General features: G+C 67.3%; 19 protein-coding genes. 8 read left to right on the forward strand and 11 right to left on the reverse strand.

The window, feature by feature from the left end; all coding sequences use genetic code 11:
• The first annotated feature begins 43 nt into the window (after window positions 1-43).
• Window positions 44-925 (forward strand): LysR substrate-binding domain-containing protein, encoded by an 882-nt coding sequence (locus tag ACT54L_RS16510; RefSeq protein WP_476086732.1) that lies wholly within the window; start codon window positions 44-46, stop codon window positions 923-925.
• Here the strand turns inward: ACT54L_RS16510 and ACT54L_RS16515 are convergent.
• The 5 genes from ACT54L_RS16515 to ACT54L_RS16535 form a co-directional block, all read right to left on the reverse strand.
• Complete coding sequence (locus tag ACT54L_RS16515) at window positions 900-1,841, reverse strand: DMT family transporter (protein WP_476086733.1); 942 nt, start codon at window positions 1,839-1,841, stop codon at window positions 900-902. The genes ACT54L_RS16510 and ACT54L_RS16515 overlap by 26 nt on opposite strands.
• A gap of 108 nt (window positions 1,842-1,949) precedes the next feature.
• The gene (locus ACT54L_RS16520; RefSeq protein ID WP_476086734.1) at window positions 1,950-3,320 is read right to left on the reverse strand and encodes a glutamate--cysteine ligase; all 1,371 of its coding nucleotides are present in this window, start codon (window positions 3,318-3,320) and stop codon (window positions 1,950-1,952) included.
• A gap of 302 nt (window positions 3,321-3,622) precedes the next feature.
• Window positions 3,623-4,621, reverse strand: coding sequence for an AI-2E family transporter (locus tag ACT54L_RS16525; protein WP_476086735.1), 999 nt, complete (start codon window positions 4,619-4,621; stop codon window positions 3,623-3,625).
• Between the two features lie 180 nt (window positions 4,622-4,801).
• The gene (locus tag ACT54L_RS16530; RefSeq protein WP_476086736.1) at window positions 4,802-6,454 is read right to left on the reverse strand and encodes a long-chain-fatty-acid--CoA ligase; all 1,653 of its coding nucleotides are present in this window, start codon (window positions 6,452-6,454) and stop codon (window positions 4,802-4,804) included.
• A gap of 158 nt (window positions 6,455-6,612) precedes the next feature.
• Window positions 6,613-7,935, reverse strand: coding sequence for an OmpP1/FadL family transporter (locus ACT54L_RS16535; protein ID WP_476086737.1), 1,323 nt, complete (start codon window positions 7,933-7,935; stop codon window positions 6,613-6,615).
• A gap of 458 nt (window positions 7,936-8,393) precedes the next feature.
• On the opposite strand from ACT54L_RS16535, the gene ACT54L_RS16540 reads away from it, so the two are divergent.
• The 6 genes from ACT54L_RS16540 (at window position 8,394) to ACT54L_RS16565 (ending at window position 15,555) form a co-directional block, all read left to right on the forward strand.
• Window positions 8,394-8,825 carry a MerR family transcriptional regulator gene (locus tag ACT54L_RS16540; protein WP_476086738.1) on the forward strand — a complete coding sequence of 144 codons (432 nt, stop codon included), beginning with the start codon at window positions 8,394-8,396 and terminating at the stop codon, window positions 8,823-8,825.
• A 92-nt stretch (window positions 8,826-8,917) separates the two neighbouring features.
• Window positions 8,918-10,054: a thiolase family protein gene (locus ACT54L_RS16545; RefSeq protein ID WP_476086739.1), complete on the forward strand. Its 1,137-nt coding sequence runs from the start codon at window positions 8,918-8,920 to the stop codon at window positions 10,052-10,054.
• A gap of 14 nt (window positions 10,055-10,068) precedes the next feature.
• Window positions 10,069-12,405: a 3-hydroxyacyl-CoA dehydrogenase/enoyl-CoA hydratase family protein gene (locus tag ACT54L_RS16550; protein ID WP_476086740.1), complete on the forward strand. Its 2,337-nt coding sequence runs from the start codon at window positions 10,069-10,071 to the stop codon at window positions 12,403-12,405.
• Between the two features lie 121 nt (window positions 12,406-12,526).
• Window positions 12,527-14,317, forward strand: a complete 1,791-nt coding sequence (locus ACT54L_RS16555) for an acyl-CoA dehydrogenase C-terminal domain-containing protein (protein WP_476086741.1) — start codon at window positions 12,527-12,529, stop codon at window positions 14,315-14,317.
• Between the two features lie 80 nt (window positions 14,318-14,397).
• Entirely contained in the window at window positions 14,398-14,712 is a 315-nt protein-coding gene (locus ACT54L_RS16560; RefSeq protein WP_476086742.1) for an SCP2 sterol-binding domain-containing protein, read from the forward strand.
• A gap of 300 nt (window positions 14,713-15,012) precedes the next feature.
• Window positions 15,013-15,555, forward strand: coding sequence for a hypothetical protein (locus tag ACT54L_RS16565; RefSeq protein WP_476086743.1), 543 nt, complete (start codon window positions 15,013-15,015; stop codon window positions 15,553-15,555).
• Window positions 15,556-15,695: 140 nt separating this feature from the next.
• Here the strand turns inward: ACT54L_RS16565 and ACT54L_RS16570 are convergent, their stop codons facing one another.
• From ACT54L_RS16570 to ACT54L_RS16580, 3 genes are all read right to left on the reverse strand, one after another.
• A complete protein-coding gene (locus ACT54L_RS16570) occupies window positions 15,696-16,121 on the reverse strand; it encodes an organic hydroperoxide resistance protein (protein WP_476086744.1) in 426 nt (141 codons plus the stop codon).
• A 150-nt stretch (window positions 16,122-16,271) separates the two neighbouring features.
• Complete coding sequence (locus tag ACT54L_RS16575) at window positions 16,272-17,612, reverse strand: ATP-binding protein (RefSeq protein WP_476086745.1); 1,341 nt, start codon at window positions 17,610-17,612, stop codon at window positions 16,272-16,274.
• Window positions 17,609-18,331: a response regulator gene (locus ACT54L_RS16580; protein ID WP_476086746.1), complete on the reverse strand. Its 723-nt coding sequence runs from the start codon at window positions 18,329-18,331 to the stop codon at window positions 17,609-17,611. Before ACT54L_RS16580 ends, ACT54L_RS16575 begins: the two co-directional genes overlap by 4 nt.
• Window positions 18,332-18,546: 215 nt before the next feature.
• Here ACT54L_RS16580 and ACT54L_RS16585 point away from each other — a divergent pair, with 215 nt between their 5' ends.
• A complete protein-coding gene (locus ACT54L_RS16585; protein WP_476086747.1) occupies window positions 18,547-19,161 on the forward strand; it encodes a hypothetical protein in 615 nt (204 codons plus the stop codon).
• A 302-nt stretch (window positions 19,162-19,463) separates the two neighbouring features.
• Here ACT54L_RS16585 and thiL read toward each other — a convergent pair whose 3' ends face one another.
• From thiL to ribH, 3 genes are read right to left on the reverse strand one after another with little or no spacing between them, the layout of a single operon-like run.
• Window positions 19,464-20,456, reverse strand: a complete 993-nt coding sequence (thiL, locus tag ACT54L_RS16590) for a thiamine-phosphate kinase (RefSeq protein ID WP_476086748.1) — start codon at window positions 20,454-20,456, stop codon at window positions 19,464-19,466.
• A gap of 1 nt (window position 20,457) precedes the next feature.
• Entirely contained in the window at window positions 20,458-20,940 is a 483-nt protein-coding gene (gene nusB / locus ACT54L_RS16595) for a transcription antitermination factor NusB (protein ID WP_476086749.1), read from the reverse strand.
• Window positions 20,937-21,428 carry a 6,7-dimethyl-8-ribityllumazine synthase gene (gene ribH / locus ACT54L_RS16600; RefSeq protein ID WP_476086750.1) on the reverse strand — a complete coding sequence of 164 codons (492 nt, stop codon included), beginning with the start codon at window positions 21,426-21,428 and terminating at the stop codon, window positions 20,937-20,939. Before ribH ends, nusB begins: the two co-directional genes overlap by 4 nt.
• Window positions 21,429-21,432: the final 4 nt, after the last annotated feature.

Below are 21,432 nucleotides of genomic sequence, written 5' to 3' on the forward strand. Positions count from 1 at the left end.
ATCCCACCTATCATTCTCCGTGATGTTTCTTTCGGAGAGTCCCATGAGCGCTCTGTTTGACGCGGATCAGCTGCGCACCTTCGTTGCCATCGCCGAGACCGGCAGCTTCACGCGCGCGGCGGATGTGGTGCACAAGACACAGTCCGCCGTCTCCATGCAGATGAAGCGCCTGGAAGAGCGGGTGGGGCGACCCGTTTTCGTCCGCGACGGCCGCGCCTCGCGCCTGACCGAAGACGGCGAGCGGCTGCTCGGCTATGCCCGGCGGATCGTGAAGCTGAACCTGGAGGCCGCCGCCAGCTTTGCGGACGAGATGCTCACCGGGCGGGTCTGCCTCGGCGTGCCCGATGATTATGCCGACCGCTACCTGCCGGAAATCATGGCGCGGTTTTCAGCAACGCACCCTTCGGTGGAATTCACCGTCATCTGCGAACCCACGTCCGAACTGGTGGAGCGGGTGCGGGCGGGCACCATCGATCTGGCCATCATCACCTATACGGAGGACGCGGCCCGCAATGCCCAGCTGATCCGGCGGGAGCGCCTGCTCTGGGTGAGTTCGGCGCGCCATTCGGTGCATCTGGAAACGCCGGTGCCGCTGGGGCTGGGGCGGCCCACCTGCCAGTGGCGGCACGTGGCGCTCTCCCGCCTGGCGGCGGCCGGCCGCGCCCATCGCGTGCTCTATACCAGCCCCAATTGCGGAGCGGTCTCCGCCGCCGTCCTGGCGGGGCTGGCCATCTCGGTCTTCCCCGAATCGGCGCTGCGGCCGGGCATGCGGGTGCTCGGCGCCGCGGACGGCTATCCGCCCTTGCCGCCCTGCGACATCGCCCTGCTGCGCAATCGCCACGAGCCCTCGCCGCTGGCGGAGGCCCTGGCCCAGCACATCATCCAGGGCCTGGACAATCTCACCGAGGCCGACGCGGCGGAGTAAGGCCGGAGCGCGGGGCGCGCAGCACCACCACGTTGCCCACCAGCACCAACGCCACGCCGAAGGCGGCGAACACCGTCCAGTGATAGCCCTCGAACACGGTGGAAAGCGCCAGCGCGATCACCGGAAACATGACGGTGCCATAGCCCGCACGGCTCGGACCAATGCGGCGGATGAGGGTCATATAGACCCCAAAGCCGAGCAATGTCGGGACGACCACCAGATAGGCCAGCGACCCGAGATAGCGCGCGGTCCACTCGAGCTTGAAGTCCGCCCCCGTGAGCAGCGCCAGGGCGGCGCAGAAGACGACGCCGTAGAGCATGCCGAAGGCATTGACCGAGGCCTGCGGCAAGCCGCGCCGGCCCACCGTGGCGATGACAAAGCTGCCGCAGGAAAAAGACAGGGTGCCCACCAAGGCCAGGCCAAGTGCCAGCGGCAGGCTGGGGGAGACCTCTTTCTCGAGCACAGATGGGCCAAACACGAGCACGACGCCCATGATCCCCAATATCGCCCCGAACAGGATGCGCCGGTTGGGCGCGATGCCGGTCAGGGCCGCACCCATGAGCGGGATGAAGACGGCGGCCAGCGAGAACAGGACGGACAGCAGGCCAGACGGCAGATAGAGACCGGCATAATAGAAGCTGACGAAATTCACCGAGAACAGCGTCAGGCCCAGGGCCGCAAACAGGAGGTGATCCTTCACTGGAAAGGACAGCCGCCCCCGCCGCGCCGCCACCCAGGCGAACATGACCAAGCCCGCCACGAGAAAGCGCCATACGCCGGACACTTCGGGCGCCACGACGCCCAGTTGCAGGCGGAGCGGCAGCCAGCCGGTTCCGAAGATGACGACGGTCGCCAAATAGAGGACGACGTCCAGGGGACCCAGTCCAGCGGACGAGCCAGGTGAGGGGGCGGTCATTGGGGTTTCCCGTTGCCCGCCATTTGTGGGCACTGGAGTCCCGCCCGTCACCCGGCCCACGCGCATGCCAACCATGCACGTCACGCATGGTCAGCGGGGCGTCACCGCTCAGTAGGCGAGTTCCGCGAAGATGGGTTCGACGGTCTCGCCCCAGGGGCCGAAATAGCGGGCGAGCAGGTCTTCGGCCGGCGTGCGGCCATTGCGCAGCACCTCGTCGACAGGGGCGAGGAAGCGCGTCTCGTCGCGCCCCTGGCTGTCCAGCAGACGGCGGCGGGTCAGGCCCTGGCGGGCCAGCTCGACCACTTCGGCGGCCACCTCCTGCACCGATCGACCGCGAATCTGCGTCTTCAGGCCCTGCGTGGGCACGTCGTCCCGCAGCGATTGGCGGTCCTGCGCGGTCCAGTCCTTCGTGAGGTCCAGGGCGGCATCAAGGCTGGCGCTGTCATAGAGCAGACCGGTCCAGAGCGCTGGCAGCGCGCACAAGGTGCACCAGGGCCCGGCATCGGCGCCGCGCATTTCCAGGAAGCGCTTCAACCGCACCTCCGGGAAGATGGTGGACAGGTGGTTGATCCAGTCGGACAACGTTGCTGTCTCGCCGGGAAGAAGCGGGTGCCGCCCTGCCAGGAGATCGCGGAAGGACGAGCCGGCCACGTCGATATAATGGTCGCCGCGCTTGACGAAATACATGGGCACGTCGAGCGCATAGTCCACATAGCGCTCAAAGCCCATGCCCTCCTCGAAGGCAAACGGCAGCATGCCCGAGCGGTCCGCATCCGTGTCGCGCCAGATCTCGGAGCGGAAGGACAGGAAGCCATTGGGGTGCCCCTCGGTGAAGGGCGAGTTCGCGAACAAGGCGGTGGCGATGGGCTGGAGCGCGAGGCTCGCGCGCAGCTTGCGCACCATGTCATGCTCGCTGGAGAAGTCCAGGTTCACCTGCACCGTGCAGGTGCGGAACATCATGTCGAGGCCCAGATTGCCCACCTTGGGCATGTAGGCCGCCATGATCTTGTAGCGCCCCTTGGGCATCACCGGCGTCTCGGAGCGGCTCCATTTGGGGCTCATGCCGATGCCGAGGAAGCCGAGGCCGAGCGGATCGGCCACCGTGCGCAGGTGGGTGAGGTGCGCATTGATCTCTGCGCAGGTCTCGTGAATGGTCGCCAGCGGCGCCCCGGACAATTCGAACTGGCCGCCCGGCTCCAGCGAAATGGCGCCCCCGCCCACCGGATCAGCCAAGCCGATGATGTGCGGCCCGTCCATTATGGGTTCCCAGCCCGTGGCCGCCTGCATGCCTTCCAGCACCGCGCGGATGCCCTTTGGCCCCTCATAGGGCACCGGCTCGTGGCGGCCGAGCGTGAAGGGAATCTTCTCATGCTCGGTGCCGATACGGAAACGCGCCTCGGGCTTATTGCCTTGCGCCAGCCAGGCGACGAGCTCGTCGCGGGATTCGATCGGCGTGGCATCCAGCGTATCGCGGGCCATGAAACTGCATCCCCTGAAGACAGTCGCGGGCGCCTCCACAGGCCCCGGCGACCGCACCACATCCAAAGCAGCCGTCGGCACCGCGTCCCGAACCGCGTTCTGCCCCCGCCTGCCCCGCCCCCGCTCCACATCCAAACCGCGGCCCCGTTTTCAGGTGCCTGCGGGCCCTGGCCTCCGGTGTGAGGTCGCCGCCGTGGGAACGGCGGGCCACACCCGTTGCGGGCGCGCGAACATACACGGCCCGATCCGCACCGCAAACACCGCGGGAAACGTCGCGCGCGGGGCCTTTCGCCTCGCCGATTTCAGCGCGGGGCCACCACCGGGTCCCGCGCCAGGGCGAAGATCAGCACCGTCAGCGGGGTCGCCAGCACCACGCCCAGCATGCCGAACAAAGTGGCGAAGGCCACCACCGCGAACAGCGCCACCGCCGCGGGCAAAGCGACAATCTGCTGCTGCAACAAGGGCATGACCACATTGCCCTCCAATTGCTGCACCACCACCACCAGCACCAGCGTCCACATGGTCGTCTCAAAGCCCACCGTCGCGGCCAGGAGCAAGGCCGGGATGGCGGACGCCACCGGCCCCACCATGGGCACGAATTCGGCCAGCCCGGCGAACAGGCCCAACGCAAAGGCGGAGGGCACGCCGATCATCCAGAGCCCCACTCCGGTCAGCAGGCCTACCAGCACCATGGCGAAGAGCTGGGCCTTCAGGAACAGGCGCAGCGCCACCACCGCCTCCTGGAAGCGGGCCCTGGCGGCAGCCTGATTCTCCTCGGGGAACAGCGCCACCAGGCCATCCAGATAGAGCTTGGGCTGGATGGCCATGTAAAGGCCGCCTGCCACCACCAGGAAGATGCCCACCATGAGGTTGGCCACATTGCTGGTGAGACCGCGCACCGCCGTCAGCAAGGCTTCCCCGGTGGGCACATTGTTCTTGGCCTGCTCCATCACCGAGCGCTCCAATTGCTGGAGCTGGAAGCGGTCCCGGAGCGAGGCCCAGGCCCCCGGCAGGCGTTCCACGAGGTCGGCGACCTGATCCTGGATCAGCGAGCCGAACAGATAGAACACGGCGCCGAAGCTGACGGCCACCGTGAGGGCGGTGAAGATGAGCGCCACATGGGGCGGCAAGCGGGTCACGCGCGCCACCGGCTCGGCCAAGGCGTGAAGCATGATGGCAACCAGGATGGCGAAGAAGACCAGGAGGAGAATCTCCACCAGCTGCCAGGAGATCCAGAAGGCGCCAACCACCAGGCACGCCACGGCCACGTTGCGCGCCATGCGCCGGTCCGATCCCCTCATACCCGCCTCCCCGCCCCATCTCCGCCCGGGCGTTTGTGACCACGCCGTGGGGATGTGGCTGCCATTGCTGCACAGCCGGGCTCACGCCCGCAGGGCAACAACGTCGGAGCGGGGAAACTGATCCATGGCCCCGCCGCCCGCGTGCGAAGGGCTGCGGCGGATGGCGGATGGATCGGCCGGTCAGGTGGGATGCGTCTTCTTGCGCTCCTCTTCCACCAGCTCTTTCTTGGACAGCTTGCCCACCAGCGTCTTGGGGAGCTGCTCGCGGATCTCCACGGCCTTCGGCATTTCGATCTTCGAGACCTGCTTGGTCAGGAAGGCCAGCAATTCCTCCGGCGTGGCGGTCTCGCCGTCGCGCAAGGTCACAAATCCCTTGGGCGCCTGGCCGCGATATTTGTCCTCCACCCCGATCACCACCGCCTCGGCCACGGCCGGGTGGAGATAGAGGGCCTCCTCGATCATGCGCGGATACACGTTATAGCCGCCGCACAGGATCACATCCTTGATGCGATCCACCAGATAGAGATAGCCATCCTCGTCCACATAGCCCACGTCGCCGGTGCGGAAGGCCCCGTCCACGAAGGCGTTGCGGGTTTCCTCCGGCCGATGCCAGTAGCCCTGCATCACCTGCGGGCCACGGGCGCAGACCTCGCCGCGCTCGCCCTGTGGGAGCACGCGATGGGGCTGGGTGAGGTCTCGGATCTCAATGACGGTCTGCGGCACCGGAAGCCCCACGGACCCGTCCTTGATGACGCCCAGCGGCGGATTGGCGGTGAGCACCGGGGAGGTCTCGCTCAGGCCGTAGCCCTCCACCAGCTTGCAGCCGGACAGTTCCTCGAATCTCTGGCGCACCTCGCCCGGCAGCGGAGCGCCGCCGGAGATGCACAGCTTCAGCGAGGACAGGCCCTTGGGGTCGAGGCCCGGCGCATTGTTGATGGCCGTGTAGATGGTCGGCACGCCGGGAAACACCGTGACCTTTGCCGCCGCAATGGTGGCCAGGAGGTCCTGCAGCTGAAAGCGCGGCACCAGGACGATTTCGCAGCCTAGCGCCACCGGGATGTTCATGACATTGGTCATGGCGAAGACATGGAACAGGGGCAGCACGCCCAGCACCCGCTCTTCCGCCGCCCGCAGGCACCCCACATGCCGGATCACCTGATAGGCGTTGGCGGTGAGATTGGCGTGGGTGAGCATGGCGCCCTTGGGCACGCCGGTGGTGCCGCCGGTATATTGCAGCACCGCCACGTCCACCTTGGCGTCGATGAAGACGGGGGTGGGCTTGTCCGCCCCCCGCATCAGGGTCTCCATGCGCAGATGGAGGCCGTCGCCTTCCGAGAACACCGCCTGGTCCTTGCGCTTGAAGAGCTGGAACAGCCAGCCCTTCACGAAGGGCAGGATGCCGCGCATGGGGCACACGATGATGGAGCGAAGCCCCGCCTCCGCCGCCACGGCGGCGACCCGGCTATGCACCACCTTCAGGTCGGGCACCACCATGATGGTGGTGCCGGAATCGGCGATCTGGTGCTTGAGCTCCCGCTCCACATAAAGCGGGCTGAAGTTCACCACCGTGGCGCCGGTCTTCAGGATGGCGAAATAGAAGATCACCGAATAGGGCGTGTTGGGCAGGCACAGCCCGACCTTTGAGCCCTTGCCGACGCCCAGTTGCTGAAGGCCGGCGGCAGCCTTGTCCACCAGGTGGCCCAACTCCGCATAGGTCCAGCGCCGGCCCATGAAATTGAGCGCCGGGCGCGGGCCATGTTCGGCCACGGCGGCGGCCAGCAGATCGGGCACGGGACCCGCTTGAATGCCATTGTCATCGAGCCGCTTGAGCATCGATGCCCTCCCCTGCATATGGAAGGGACCGCCGCAGGGCCCCTCGCCCCGCGCGGCCTTCCCCTTGCGTTCAAACCGGCGCTCTTGCGGCGCCGTTGGTATTATCGGAGTGGAATGCGCCAAACTGAAGGTGGCGGGCCGCAGCCCGCCACGTCGCCTCACTTGGTGATGAGGGCGGCCGTATTGGTGGGCGCGTCGAACTTGTAGCGGATGCCCATGGAGACGATGTCCACATAGGCGCTGTTGACCTCGGCCACCAGCGTGCCACGGGTAAGGTTGGCGGGATCGTTGGGTCCGAGCGCGATGTTGCCGCTCTGGCCGAAGATGTGGGTATAGGCGAAGTCGATGCTCAGCTGGGGCGTCCAGGCATAGGTGAAGCCGGCGGAGAGCCACAGGCGGTTGCTGTCGGGCAGGCGCGGCGTGCGATATTCGTCCGTGACCGGCGAGATCTCATAGGCAACGCCCGCGCGCAGGGCGAGCTTGGGATCCCACTGATACTCGACGCCGCCGGAGAAGAACCAGCCATCCTGCCAGTGCAGCGACAGCACCGACGGTGCGCCGGCGGACGGCACGATCACCAATTGCTGCAAGGTGGACCAATTGGTCCATTCCACCGTGCCCATGACGGTCCAGCGCGGATCGAGCTTGGAGCGGAAGGAGCCGGTGATCTGGTCGGGCAAAGTCAGGCCCGCCGTGCTGCCCAGAACGCCCACAGGGGTGCCCAGCGGCGTGTAGATGGTGGTCGTGCCTTCGAGGTTCTGGCTGAGCTGGGACCGATAGCCAATGCCGACGGTGGTTCCGGGGGCCAGCGTGAAGAGGGCGCCGAGGGTGAAGCCATAGGCGATGGAACTGCCATCCACCTGGGTGTAGCCCGTGGCAAAGGTGGGCGCGCCGGTGATGTACTGCGCTTGGCCGAGGCGCGCATCCATGTAATTGGCCTGGAGACCGCCGCCGATGGTCAGCCAATCGGTGACGCGATAGGCCACCTGGGCGGCCATGTTGAAGTCGGCGATGCGATTGTAGCAGCCGTAATAGCGGCCGGACCAGTTGCAGGGCGCATCGGTGATGAGGCCGTAGGGCGAGGTCAGCGACAGGCCGATGGCCCAGCGATCCCAGGCATAGGTGGCGTAGCCGGTGGGCAGGACGCCATTGTCGACGATGTCGCCGACCCCCACCGCGCCCAGATTGGAGCCGAGCGCGCTGCGGGCGCTCAGGACATCGATGGAGGCATGGGGGGCGATATAGGTGACGTTGCCTTCCAGCTGGAGGCCGGGGACGAAGCTGATGGCCGCCGGGTTCCAATACATGGAGGCCAGGCCCGCGCCGCCCGCCGCGTTTCCGGCAAACGAGGTGCCCTGGTAATAGGCGCTCTGCTCGCGAAGACCGAAGCCGCCCGCCTGCGCGGCCGTGGCCGCGCCCAGCAGGACGACCGGCACCAGAAGGGCCGGGGAAGTGCGAGACAGGCCGGTGGCGATGGACATGGTGCCCCCTACGATTTGAGCGTTTCCTGGGATCCGATTTTTGTGCGGCGCACTTATTCGTGCATCAGATGCCCTATACGTCATCCAGCATGAACAAGCCGCGGGGATCGTCAACCGGGCAAATGAGGACCCGGAGGCGCTTCCCTCACCTCCATGTGAATGTGTGTCATTTCAGTCACGAAAGCGGCACCGGAATGGCGATTTTCGGGCGGGCTGTCCCCGACTTTTCCAAAAGTCAGGACGTCGGAAGGTCAATGTTCCTGACCGTTTGCACCGCCATTCCCGGCAGAATCGATGGACATGGGTTGTGCGATGCACGAAGCACAGCCGGCCAAGCTTCGGCCATGTTCGGCAATGCAGCGACGATTGGCGGGAGCGCGGTTTCGCAGCCTCTTGCAGCCAAGGTCAAAGCATGTATCGTAAGCGCCGTGAGTTGACGTATAGGTGAGGTGCCGGCTGTGGATTCCCCTCGCAATGCCCACGGTGGACTGACGGACACCTTCTTCACCGTCACCGAGCTGGCGCGGGACCTGGCCATCACGCCGCGCACCATCCGCTTCTATGAGGACAAGGGTCTCATCACCCCCCGCCGGGCCGGCAACATCCGCGTCTATACCAAGCGTGACCGGGCCCGCATGGTCCTGATCCTGCGCGGCAAGCGGCTCGGCTTCAGCCTGCGCGAGATCAAGGAATATCTCGACCTCTACGACATCGATCCCTCGCAGACCGAGCAGATCCGCCTGCTGCTGAAAAAGGTGCGCACGCGCCTCGACATGCTGGAGGACCAGCGCCTGGCGCTGGAGGAAAGCATCCTGGAACTGAAGGACATCGAGGAACAGACGCTGGCCGCGCTGGAAGCGCAGGTGGCAGCCGCCAAGGCGGCCAGCTGACCTTCCGGCGAGCGGCCCTCGCCCCTCACGTGCGCCGGACCCCGGTTCGGCGGAACGCAACGAACAACACAATGAACCTGGCAGGAGAGCCCATGCAGAACGTGGTCATCGCGGGCTATGCCCGCTCGCCTTTCACCCCGGCCAAGAAGGGTGATCTGGCGCGGGTGCGGCCCGACGATCTGGCGGCGCAAGTCATCCGCGAGCTGATCGTCCGCACCAAGGTCAATGCCGAGGACATCGAGGACCTGATCCTCGGGTGCGCCTTTCCCGAGGCCGAGCAGGGCTTCAACGTGGCGCGCCTGGTGGGCATGATTGCCGAGCTGCCGCAGTCGGTGGCCGGTGTCACCGTCAACCGCTTCTGCGGCTCGTCCATGCAGGCGGTGCACATGGCTGCCGGCCAGATCCAGCTGGGCGCCGGGGAAGTCTTTATCTGCGCCGGTGTGGAGAGCATGAGCCGCGTGCCCATGACCGGCTTCAACCCCATGCCGAACCCCGCCCTGCACGCCAAGAATCACGCCGCCTACATGGGCATGGGCGACACCGCCGAGAATGTCGCCCGCAAGTGGCAGATCACCCGCGCCGACCAGGATGCCTTCGCCCTGGAGAGCCAGCGCAAGGCGGCCGCCGCCCAGGCGGACGGGCGGCTTGACGCCGAAATCGTCGCCATCCGCGCCAATGGTTCGGTGATCGAAAAAGACGGCTGCATCCGTGCCGAGACCACGGCCGAGGATCTGGCCGGCCTCAAGCCCTCCTTCGACCAGAACGGTACCGTGACCGCCGGCACCGCCTCTCCGCTCACCGATGGCGCGGCCGCAGTGCTGGTGTGCACCGAAGCCTATGCGGAGCGCAACGGCCTCACCCCGCTCGCCCGCATCAAGGGCGTGGCGGTGGCCGGCTGCGCGCCGGAAATCATGGGCATCGGCCCGGTGGAGGCCACCCGCAAGGCGCTGAAGCGCTCGAACATCGAGATCGGCGACGTGGACGTGGTGGAGCTGAACGAGGCCTTCGCCTCCCAGGCGCTGGCCTGCGCCCGCGAGCTGGGCATCCAGGGCGAGACGCTCAACAAGGATGGCGGCGCCATCGCGCTCGGCCACCCGCTGGGCGCCACGGGCGCGCGCATCGTCGGCAAGGCGGCGGCGCTGCTCCAGCGGGACGGCGGGCGCTATGCGCTGGCCACCCAGTGCATCGGCGGTGGCCAGGGCATTGCCACCGTCCTCGAGCGGATCTGAGGGAGGCGCACGCCATGAGCGACACGCCCCGTCCCATCAAGAAGGTCGCCGTCATCGGCGCCGGCGTCATGGGCGCCGGCATCGCCGCCCATGTGGCCAATGCCGGCGTCGAGGTGCTGCTCCTCGACATCGTCCCGGACGGCGCCACCAACCGCAACGCCATCGCCGAGAAGGCGGTGGAGCGCCTCCTGAAGGCCGATCCCGCCGCCTTCATGGCCAAGCGCAATGCGCGCCTGGTGAAGCCCGGCAATATCGAGGACAACCTCGCCGACCTCGCCTCCTGCGACTGGATCGTGGAAGCGGTCATCGAGCGGCTCGACATCAAGCAGGCGCTCTACGCCAAGATTGATTCCGTGCGCACGCCGGGAACGGCGGTGTCCTCCAACACATCAACCATTCCGCTGGCCGACTTGACCGGCGGCCTGCCCGAGGGCTTCCGGCGGGACTTCCTCATCACCCATTTCTTCAATCCGCCGCGCTACATGCGCCTTTTGGAGATCGTTGCCGGCGCCGACACGGACCCGGCGACGGTTGAGCGGGTGAAGGCCTTTGCCGACGTGAAGCTCGGCAAGACGGTGGTGGACTGCAAGGACACGCCCGGCTTCATCGCCAATCGGCTCGGCACCTATTGGATTCAGGCGGCGGTCATCGGCGCGCTGGACCTGGAGATGCGTGTCGAGGAAGCCGACGCCGTCATGGGGCGCCCCTTCGGCATCCCCAAGACCGGCATTTTCGGCCTGCTGGACCTGGTCGGCCTGGACCTCATGCCCCATGTGCAGGGGAGCCTGGAGCGGGCACTGCCCAAGTCCGACCCCTTCCATGCTTTGCTGCGCGATGTGCCGCTGCTGCGCGACATGATCGCCAACGGCTATATCGGCCGGAAGGGCAAGGGCGGCTTCTATCGCCTCAATCGCGAGGGCGGCGGCAAGGTGAAGGAGGCCATCGACCTCAAGACCGGTGCCTATCGCCGGGAGGAAAAGGCCCAGTTCGCCGAATTGGAGGAACTGTCCAAGGACCTGCCCGCGCTGCTCGCCAGCGACGGCCCCGCCGGACGTTATGCCTGGGCCGTCATGGGCCCGACTTTGGCCTATGCCGCCCGCCTCGTTCCCGAGGCCGCCGATACGGTGGTGGCCATCGATGAGGCCATGCGCCTCGGCTACAATTGGAAGTTCGGCCCCTTCGAGCTGATCGACAAGATCGGGTCCGAGGCCCTCGCCGCCCGCCTTGAGGCGGAGGGCTTGGAAGTCCCCGCTTTGCTGGCCGCCGCCCGCGGAAAGCCCTTCTACCGGGTGGCCGAGGGGCGTCAGCAATATCTGGGGACCGATGGCGCCTATCACGACATAGAGCGGCCCGAGGGCGTGCTGCTGCTCGCCGACATCAAGCTGCGCTCCCAGCCGATCCAGAAGAATGGCTCGGCGGCGCTGTGGGACATTGGCGACGGCGTGGTGTGCCTGGAATTCACCAGCAAGGGCAATTCCCTGGACGAGGGCATCATCACGCTGCTCGCCCGCGCCATTCCGCTGGTGAAGTCCAAGTACAAGGCCCTCGTCATCTATAACGAGGGCACCAACTTCTCGGTGGGCGCAAACCTCGGCCTCGCCTTGTTCGCCTGCAACATCGCCGCCTTTGGCGAGGTGGAGAAGCTGGTGGCCACCGGCCAGCAGACCTATCAGCAGCTCAAATACGCCCCCTTCCCCGTGGTGTCGGCGCCCGCCGGCATGGCGCTCGGCGGTGGCTGCGAGATCCTGCTGCATTCCGACGCGGTCCAGGCCCATGCGGAAAGCTATATCGGCCTGGTGGAATGCGGCGTCGGGCTGCTGCCCGGCTGGGGTGGCTGCAAGGAGATGCTGACCCGCTGGCAATCGGAAAAGATCTTCCCGCGCGGCCCCATGCCGGCCACCTCCAAGGTGTTCGAGATGGTCTCCACCGCCACCGTCTCCAAGTCGGCGGCGGAAGCCAAGGAATATCTGTTCCTGCGCGAGACCGACGGCATCACCATGAACCGCGACCGGCTCCTGGCGGATGCCAAGGCCAAGGCCCTGGCCCTGGCGGAAAACTATGTGCCGCCCAAGCCCGTGGACCTCACCTTGCCGGGCCCCTCCGGCAAGACCGCCCTCGTGATGGCGGCCGAAGGGTTCCACAAGCGCGGCATCGCCACCACGCACGACCTGGTGGTGGCCGACGCGCTGGCCGAGGTGCTCTCCGGCGGCAATGCGGATCACATCGAGCCGGTGAAGGAAGCCCACGTGCTGGAGCTGGAGCGGGCCGGGTTCATGCGCCTCATCCGCACCAATGCCACGCTCGCCCGCATCGAGCACACGCTCGAAACGGGCCGCCCGCTCCGCAACTGATGTCGCCTCCCCCGCCGCCCGGCGCGGCGGGGGAGTTCTCCCACGGATTTCGCAGCCGGCCATCGAACGTCGCCATCGCTTGAGGCCACCGTCCAAGGCAGAACAATTCGGGAAGACGCCCATGCAGACCTATCAGCCGCCGCTTCGCGACATGCGCTTCGTGCTGCACGAGCTTCATGGCAGCGAAAGCCTCAAGGACATGAAGGGCCTTGAAGAGGTCACGCCCGACCTCATCGATGCCGTGCTCGAGGAGGCCTCAAAGCTCGTCACCGAGGTGCTCGCCCCCCTCAATGTGGTCGCCGACCAGAAGGGCTGCACCTATGAGAATGGCGTGGTGCGCACCCCGCCCGGCTTCAAGGAGGCCTACCAGACCTATCGGGAAGGCGGATGGAACGGCATTGCCTGCGACCCCGAATGGGGCGGCCAGGGCCTGCCCGCCAGCGTGACCAAGCTGGTGGAGGAGATGATGTGCTCCGCCAACATCGCCTTCGGCCTCTATCCCGGCCTCACCCACGGCGCCTATGTGGCGCTCTCCCATCATGCCTCGCAGGAGCTGAAGGAACGCTTCCTGCCGAAGATGGTGGAAGGCGTATGGTCCGGCACCATGTGCCTCACCGAGCCCCATTGCGGCACCGACCTCGGCCTCCTGCGCACCAAGGCGGAGCCGCTGGGCGACGGCTCCTATGCGGTCACCGGCTCGAAAATCTTCATCTCGGCCGGCGAACACGACATGACCGAGAACATCGTCCATCTGGTGCTGGCGCGCCTGCCGGACGCGCCCAAGGGCATCAAGGGCATCAGCCTGTTCCTGGTGCCCAAGTTCCTGCCCACGGAAGATGGTCGCCCGGGCATGCGCAATGGCGTCACCTGCACCGGCATCGAGCACAAGATGGGCATCCATGGCTCGGCCACCTGCCAGATGTCGTTCGACGAGGCCAAGGGCTGGCTGGTGGGCGAACCCCATAAGGGGATGCGCGCCATGTTCTCCATGATGAATTCCGAGCGCCTCTCGGTGGGCGCCCAGGGCCTGGGCGTCGGAGAGGCCGCCTATCAGGGCGCGGTCTCCTACGCCAAGGAGCGCCTCCAGGGCCGGGCGCTGACCGGCGCCAAATACCCCGACAAGCCCGCCGATCCCATCATCGTGCACCCCGATGTGCGGCGCACGCTGATGACCATGCGGGCCTATAATGAGGGTTGCCGCGCCCTGTCCGGCTGGGTGGCCCGCCATCTCGACCTGATGGAGCGCGCCCAGGACCCGGAGGAGCGCCAGCGGGCGGAGGATTTCACCGCCCTCATGACCCCCATCGTGAAGGCGCTGTTCACCGACCTCGGCTTCGAGAATGCCTCGCTTGGCGTCCAGGTCTATGGCGGCCACGGCTATATTCGTGACCATGGCATGGAGCAGTATCTGCGCGATGCCCGCATCGCCATGATCTATGAGGGCACCAACGGCGTGCAGGCGCTCGACCTGGTGGGCCGCAAGCTCGGCGCCCACACCGGCCGCTATCTGCGCGCCTTCTTCCATCCCGTGCTCGCCTATATCGAGAGCAAGGTGGACGACGACAATCTGGGCCCCCTGGTCGGCCCGCTGAGCAAGGCCTTCGGCGCGCTCCAGCTCGCCACGGCCCACATCGCCCAGAAGGGCCTGAAGGACCCCGACGAGGCGGGTGCCGCCGCCACCGAATATCTGCGCCTCTTCGGGCTGGTGGCGCTCGGCTATATGTGGGTGCGCATGGCCGAGGTGGCCTATGCCAAGAAGGACGAGCCCGACGCCGACCGGGCCTTCTATGAAGGCAAGATCGTCACCGCCCGCTTCTTCATCGACCGCCTGCTGCCGCAGGTGGCCGGCCTGTGGGGCTCCATCAAGTCGGGCAAGGCGTCCATGATGGATCTGCCCGCCGACCTGTTCTGACCCCTGCGCCGGCCCCGTTCTCTCATCCTCGCATCCCGCCCACTCGGGCGGGATGCTTTTTCCTGGAAGGCCCGACCCCGATGCCCGACGCCGCAACCCTCATCGAGAAGCTCGGCGAACATGCCGCCACCCTCTCCACCCTCGGCTATAAGGTCCGCTTCGACCTGACCGATACGCAGGGCTCCATCCTGCTCGACGCCAGCACCGGGGGCGCCGCCCTCTCCGAGGAGCGTGGAGAGGCCGATGCGGTGCTCAAGCTGTCCAGCGACACGCTGGAAAAGCTCATTTCCGGCCGCCTGAGCCCCATGCTCGCCTTCACCACCGGCCGGCTGAAGCTGGAAGGCTCCCAGGGCGTCGCCCTGAAGCTGGCGGGACTGCTCGACGAGATGAACTGAGCGGAATGGGGCGCCGCACCCCCGCGTCGCCCCTTTCCCCAGTCACGATTTGGCCGGCTGTATAAATTGCATCCGAATTGAACGAATTCGTCAGGGTGTCGATCCAAAGCACACCTTGAATATTTCCAACCTTTGCCCTGACCATGGCTCGACAACCTAAAGGAGGCGGATTTCTCCCTTTCTGTCCTAAATGTAATGTGATTTGCATCGGACAGGATGAGCGCCGGGACTGGAAAAAGGCTTGGACGATGATATGGTGCCCGCGCGGTGACGGACAAAAGTCCTGCGTTGGAGAGATCGATGAAGTCATTGATTTACGGAGCGCTTTTCGCGATGGTCGGCGCGGTCGGCGTCGCGCAAGCCCAGACCAGCAAGCCCGCGAATGTCATCGACATGCCGCCGGCCAATTGGCTTTTCGTTCAGGTGGCAGATTCCGTCACAATCGACGAGAAGACCATCACCCTGAAGGGCGTCGCGCCACAGACGCTGATGTTCACGGACCGTCCCGAGCGGATGACCGGCGATGCCCCCACCCCGTCTTTCGTGAAGTTCTGGAACAGCGGCAAGTCCGACTTCCAGAAGGACCCGCCGAACGCCACCCTGGCGGTGACCGTGGACGGCAAGCCCACCACCACGGTGGTGGAGCTGACCGATCCGCAGCTCAATGGCGATACGCTTGTCTATAATTACCGCGTGCTCGGCGGCGACGCCCTGCCCAAGACCGGCACCAATGCCAACCTGTTCATCGACTGGTGGTACGGCCCCGGCTGGGGTCCCGGTTGGGGCGGCGGCTATTGCTGGCGCGGCCCGTACGGCGGCCTGCACTGCCGTCCGGCGTGGTGATCGGCAATCACCCCATCTGACATGAAGAACCCCGCCCGGCTCGGCCGCGGCGGGGTTTTTCGTTTCAAGGCGCGCGTCTCGCGCGGGCCGCGCGATCGCTTCAGTGTCTCCATGAAACCCCGAAGCGATCGCGCCGGGGTTCAGACCACTTCCAGGCCCACGTCCACATTGCCGCGCGTGGCGTTGGAATAGGGGCACACCTGGTGCGCCTTCTCCACCAGGCGCTCGGCCTCGGCCTTCTCGACGCCGGGCAGGGAGATCTTCAGCGACGCGGTGATGCCGAAGCCGCCTTCCGAGCGCGGGCCGATGCCCACGGTCGCGGTGACAGTGGCATCGGACGGGACGCGCACCTTCTCCTGGGACGCAACGAACTTCAGCGCGCCGAGGAAGCAGGCGGAATAGCCGGCCGCGAACAGCTGCTCGGGATTGTTGCCCTCGCCGCCGGCGCCGCCCAGCTCCTTGGGGGTGGCCAGCTTCACGTCCAGCGTGCCGTCGGCGGTGGTGGAGCGGCCGTCACGGCCGCCGGTGGCGGTGGCCTGGGTGGTGTATTTCACATCGACCGACATGGGTTCTCTCCTCTGCTCGGCCTCGGTGCGAGGCCCGTTGCCGTGATGGGATTTATATACTGTTCGATTTAATCGCACACAATATAAATCGGAGCCCCTCTCGATCTCGTGAACGCCGCGCGGCCGATGGGGTTCCCCGGCCGACCGGTCTCAGATGGCAGGAGGCCTCATATCAAGCGGCAGGGTCATGTGCTGGGAGAGCCCGCCAGCGGGGCGGTTGGCCAGTCGCAGCGTGCCGCCGTGGCGGGTGATGATCTCATGGGCGATGGCCAGGCCCAGGCCCGCGCCGGGAATGGCGGCCTGCTGGCGGGCGGGATCGATGCGGAAGAAGGGCTCGCAGGCCCGGTCCAGCAAGGCATCGGGAATGCCGGGCCCCTCGTCCTGGATGAGTAGATGGGCCGTCTCACCCTCGCGCCACACCTTCAGCCGGGCACCGCGGCCGTGCGTCGAAGCATTCACCACCAAGTTGCGGATTGCCCGCTTGAGGGACAGGGGGCGGGCGGGGACCACCACCGGTTCGCGGCCGTCCATCTGCGCGTGGAGCCCCCCTTGCCGGGCTTCCTCGCAGACGGCGGCGGCGAGCTCGTCCAAGTCCAGAAGTTCCAATTCCGAGGTGGACACCTCCTCCCGCACCAGGCGGATGGCGCTGTCGGCGATCCGGTCCAGTTCCTCGAGATCGGCGAACCATTTCTCGCGCTCATCCTCGTCGGAGAGGAATTCCGCCCGCAGGCGCAGGCGGGTGAGCGGGGTGCGCAGGTCGTGCGCGGCCGCCGCGACGATGCGCATGCGGCTCTCCATGGCCCCCTTCAGCCGCTCACCCAGCGCATTGATGGTGCGCACCGCTGCCCTCACCTCGGCCGAGCCCGTCTCCTCCAGCACCGGCAGCTCGCCGTTGGGGCCGATTTCGTCCACCGTCTTCTGGAGCAGCACCAGGGGGCGCAACAGACGGTTCACGACCACCAGGATGACGGCGGTGAAGCCGATCCCCGTCAGCGTTAGCCAGGCCACCAAGCGAAGCGGGAAGGAGGGCGGCGGCATCATGCCCACATCCGTGGGCACACTCAGCCACCGGCCGTCCGCCATGCGCACGACGATCACTTCCCTGGGGCCCGGCCCCTGCCTGTCAGGCGGAGGCGGCGGCGCTGCCGAATCGGGCGGCGGCGGGAAAGGCTCGGGCAGGCGCACCACCTGCACATCCATGGGCTGGCCCACCTGTGCGAAGGCGCCGGCCACCTCCGCCGTGCGCCGGGGCTCAATCGCCCCCTTGGGAGGCGCATCCGTCACCAGCGCGGCCCGCACCTTCTCCGCAGCCGGTCCACCCTGCACGAGGGCGGCAATCAGGCTGGCCTGGGTCACGATGGACGGCAGGTCGGGCCGCGCCGGCGGCCCGCCCCGGTCGAGAACAAAGAAGGTGATGGCGCCCGACAGCACCACCACGATGAGCAGCACGGCGACGACGAGGGCGGCAACCTTGGTGCGCAGAGAGTTCAAGAATCACACTCGGCCACTTCAACCCGCGCCGCGAATTGGTAGCCGCCATTGCGCTGGGTCTTCAGCAGGTTGAAGGCGCCCTGGTCGCCCAGCTTGCGCCGCAGGCGGCTCACCAGCACATCGATGGACCGATCGAAGGGGCCGGCCTCCCGGCCTTGGGTGATGTCGAGCAATTGCTCCCGCGAGAGGACGCGACCGGGCCGCTCCAGAAAGGCGATCAGAAGGTCGAACTCCGCGGCGGTGAGAACCACGTCCTTGCCGTGCTCATCCAGCACCCGGCGGCTGCTCGGCTCCGCCATATAGCCGGAGAAACGGAACTGCCGGTGGGTGACAACGTGCTCGTCATGATCGGAGAAGCGCCGCATGACCGCACGGATGCGCGCCACCAGCTCGCGGGGATTGAACGGCTTGCCCAGATAATCGTCCGCCCCGACCTCCAGGCCGATGATGCGGTCCACTTCCTCTTTCAGGGCCGTGAGCAGGATGATCGGCACCCGCGAGCGGCCCCGCAGGCCGCGGCACAGGTCGAGCCCGGACGCGTCGGGAAGCATCAGGTCGAGGACGACGAGATCGATGCGGTTGGTGGCGAGCGCCTCTTCCATTTCCCGCCCGCTGGCGGCGGTGGACACGCGAAAGCCCTGCCCGGTCAGATAGCGGCCGAGGAGCTTGCGGATTTCATGGTCGTCATCGACCACCAGAACGTGCGTTGATGCGTCCACGGGGCCTCTTTGCCTCAAAGTGTTGCTGAACGCGCTTCTACCCGAGCTTGCTGGCGCCGCCCTGGCGGCATTTGCAAGCGCGTGTTTCCAGCTTCACCACGGCAACATTCAGACATCATTTTCCACCCGTTGGACACGGCCGGGCAATGGTCCGACGAAGTCAGGCAATGCCGGGGACCTAAGGTGACTGCGGTCAAGGCAACAGGACATCCCCAATGAACCGGTATTCCAGACCGTCGCGCGGCACTGTTCTTCAGATCGCCGTCGCCCTTGCGGGCGTGGCGGTCGCCGGATGGGCCATCGCCGACACGGCGGGCCTTATGCATCTGTCGAAGTCGGAGCTCCCCTCCGGGATTGTGCTGGCCGCCGGGCCGGCGCCCAGCGACAGCCCCTCCCCCTTCCTTCCGCCGGCTCGCGCCGATCGCGCCGAGGCCAATGGCGCGCCGACGGCCGGGCGGCCGCCGCACCCGCCCGGCCCTCCGGGACTGCCGGGGCCCGCGCGGCTCGCAGCGCTCCTCGCCGCTGCGGAAACCTATGTGGGGGTGCGGACCGACCAGATGGACGCCTGGCGCACCTTCACGGATGCGGCCATCGCCTTGGTGCCCGAGCCGCCCACGGGCCGGCCGCCGGCACAGGCTGAGCCCTTTGCCCGCTCGAGCGAAGTGGCCAACCGGCTGATTTCGGAGGGCAAGAAGGCCGAGACGCTGCTGGCTGCCATCCAGCAACTCAAGGCCAAGCTGACGCCGGCCCAGCTGCAGCGGGTGGCGCAGTTCGAGGCGCAGCTTCCCCCGCCCCCGCGCGGCCCGGGCGCCCCGCCAGTGCCCAACTGAAACTCTGCCCCACTGATTTCTAACGGCCTTTATTTCCGACAGGCGGGCGCGCCCCCACACCTGCGCCTGCCTTAGGCGGGCGTGCTTCGGCACGCCCGCTGCCCCATCGCCGCCCCTTGCGTGGGAAAGCGCCGGCCCCGCCGGCGCAAGCCAACAGGCGACGCGCCCCTTATCCGGCGCGAAACGCCCTGAAAAGAAGGGATGCGCCCCCACACCTGCATCCCTTCCCAGGACGGGCGTGACTTCGGTCACGCCCGTCTGCCCCTCGTGAGAGGTGCGCGCACGCGACCGAGACCCACATATCAGATGTGGCTGTAGCTGGTGCGCGAGAGGGTGACCGGCCCGCCATCGGCGTCCAGGATCTCGAAGCCGGGGCTCTCGAAGGTTTCGCCCACCACCCGCGCCGCGATCCCCACCGCGCCCAGCTCACCGATGAAATCCTCCGCGGCCTCGATGGGCACGCTGGCGGCGATCTCATAGTCATCACCCCCCGCCAGGATCGTCTCCAGAAGCCCTGGCTCAGCCGCGAGCACCGCCCGCGCCGGATCGGACAGGGGCACGTCCTCAAGTCGGATCAGCCCCCCGCACCCGGACACCCGCAGCATCTTGGCCACATCGCCGGCCAGGCCATCGGAAATGTCCATGGCCCCGCTCGCCTTGTTGCGCAAGGCCGCCGCCGCGAGCAAGCGCGGCTGGGGATGGAGATAGCGGTCCAGCAGGAAGTCGCGCTGAACGGGCGAGAGGGCGGCAAAGCCGGGGCGTTCCGGGGTCAGCCGCAAGGCGAGGCCCAATGCCGAATCCCCGATGGTCCCGGTCACGATGAGGACCTCGTTCGGCCGGGCGCCCGTGCGCGCCACGAACCGGCCTTGGGGGACGGCACCGATGGCCGTGAGCGACAAGGTGACGGGACCCGGGGTCCGCACCGTGTCTCCGCCAAGGAGCGGGCAGCCATAGAGCACGCAATCCTCGCCCAGCGCGGTGGCAAAGGCCTCCAGCCATTCGGGCGCGGTCTCGCGGGAGATGGCCAGCGCGATCAGCGCGCCAATCGGCTCCGCCCCCTTGGCGGCAAGATCCGACACATTCACCCGCAACAGCTTGCGGGCGATGGAGGCAGGGGGATCATCGGGAAAGAAATGGACGCCGGCCACCAGCGCGTCCTTGGTCAGGACCAGTTCGCTGTGGGGCGGAGGACGCAGCAAGGCCGCATCATCCAGGAGCCCGCGCGCGGCGGGGTGCCGCGCGATCGGCCGGAAGAGGCGCGCGATGAAGGCGTCCTCTCCCGACCCTTCGCTCATGTCAGGCCGCTCCGGGGCGCGCGAACTCGGCCGCGCGCAACTCCCGCGCCAGCGTGTCCAGCACCGCATTGACCATGCCGGTCTCGTCCCGCTCCAGGAAGGCGCCGGCCACGTTCACATATTCCGCCACCACCACGCGGGCGGGAATGTCCGGCCGGCCGATGAGCTCATAGGCGCCGGCCCGCAGCGTCGCCCGCAGCACCGTCTCCACCCGGCGCAGCGGCCAGCCGGCGGCCAGTGCCTGGTCGATCATGGGATCGATGCGCAATTGCTCGCGCAGGACGCCCTGCACCACGTCGCGGAACAGGTTGGTGTCGGCGTCGGGATATTCCACCCCCTCCACCTCGCGGCCGAGCCAATAGCTCTGGAACTGGGCCAGGATGTCCTGGACCGGGGTTCCCGCCACGTCCATCTGATAGAGCGCCTGCACCGCCCCGAGGCGCGCCGCGCTCTTCTTCAGCGGTTTGCCATTGCCTTCGCTCATGCCGCCACCTGCCGCTTGAGGCGGATCAGCGACAGGGCCGCCTCCGCCGCGCCGCCGCCCTTGTTGCCCTCGGCGACCCGCGCCCGCTCGAACGCCTGCGCCTCGGTCTCCACGGTCAGAATGCCGTTGCCGGTGGGCAGGCCATGGGCCAGCGCCAGGTCCATGAGCGCGCGGGAGGATTCGCCCGCCACGATCTCGAAATGATAGGTCTCGCCGCGAATGACGCAACCGAGCGCCACGAGCCCCTCATAGGGGTCGCCCTGAAGCTCGGCGCCTTCCATGGCGATCTCGGCGGCGATGGGGATTTCCAGCGCGCCGGGCACCGTCACCACGTCCACCCGCGCGCCCGCCGCCTCCAGGGCCGCCTTGGCGCCGGTCAGAAGCTCGTCCGCCAGTTCCTCGTAGTACCGGCCCTCCACGACCAGGACCCGGGCGCCGGTCACCGGCGCGTCCGTCCCGCTCGCGCCCGCGCTGCGCGTGCCTGCCATGATG

Source organism: Aquabacter sp. DMC10 (assembly GCF_056314145.1).

Bases quoted from the DNA above. Each gene is read 5' to 3' on its own strand.
- ACT54L_RS16510 (WP_476086732.1), top strand. From the start codon at position 44: ATGAGCGCTCTGTTTGACGCGGATCAGCTGCGCACCTTCGTTGCCATC.
- ACT54L_RS16515 (WP_476086733.1), bottom strand. From the start codon at position 1,841: ATGACCGCCCCCTCACCTGGCTCGTCCGCTGGACTGGGTCCCCTGGAC.
- ACT54L_RS16520 (WP_476086734.1), bottom strand. From the start codon at position 3,320: ATGGCCCGCGATACGCTGGATGCCACGCCGATCGAATCCCGCGACGAG.
- ACT54L_RS16525 (WP_476086735.1), bottom strand. From the start codon at position 4,621: ATGAGGGGATCGGACCGGCGCATGGCGCGCAACGTGGCCGTGGCGTGC.
- ACT54L_RS16530 (WP_476086736.1), bottom strand. From the start codon at position 6,454: ATGCTCAAGCGGCTCGATGACAATGGCATTCAAGCGGGTCCCGTGCCC.
- ACT54L_RS16535 (WP_476086737.1), bottom strand. From the start codon at position 7,935: ATGTCCATCGCCACCGGCCTGTCTCGCACTTCCCCGGCCCTTCTGGTG.
- ACT54L_RS16545 (WP_476086739.1), top strand. From the start codon at position 8,918: ATGCAGAACGTGGTCATCGCGGGCTATGCCCGCTCGCCTTTCACCCCG.
- ACT54L_RS16550 (WP_476086740.1), top strand. From the start codon at position 10,069: ATGAGCGACACGCCCCGTCCCATCAAGAAGGTCGCCGTCATCGGCGCC.
- ACT54L_RS16555 (WP_476086741.1), top strand. From the start codon at position 12,527: ATGCAGACCTATCAGCCGCCGCTTCGCGACATGCGCTTCGTGCTGCAC.
- ACT54L_RS16560 (WP_476086742.1), top strand. From the start codon at position 14,398: ATGCCCGACGCCGCAACCCTCATCGAGAAGCTCGGCGAACATGCCGCC.
- ACT54L_RS16565 (WP_476086743.1), top strand. From the start codon at position 15,013: ATGAAGTCATTGATTTACGGAGCGCTTTTCGCGATGGTCGGCGCGGTC.
- ACT54L_RS16570 (WP_476086744.1), bottom strand. From the start codon at position 16,121: ATGTCGGTCGATGTGAAATACACCACCCAGGCCACCGCCACCGGCGGC.
- ACT54L_RS16585 (WP_476086747.1), top strand. From the start codon at position 18,547: ATGAACCGGTATTCCAGACCGTCGCGCGGCACTGTTCTTCAGATCGCC.
- thiL (WP_476086748.1), bottom strand. From the start codon at position 20,456: ATGAGCGAAGGGTCGGGAGAGGACGCCTTCATCGCGCGCCTCTTCCGG.
- nusB (WP_476086749.1), bottom strand. From the start codon at position 20,940: ATGAGCGAAGGCAATGGCAAACCGCTGAAGAAGAGCGCGGCGCGCCTC.
- ribH (WP_476086750.1), bottom strand. From the start codon at position 21,428: ATGGCAGGCACGCGCAGCGCGGGCGCGAGCGGGACGGACGCGCCGGTG.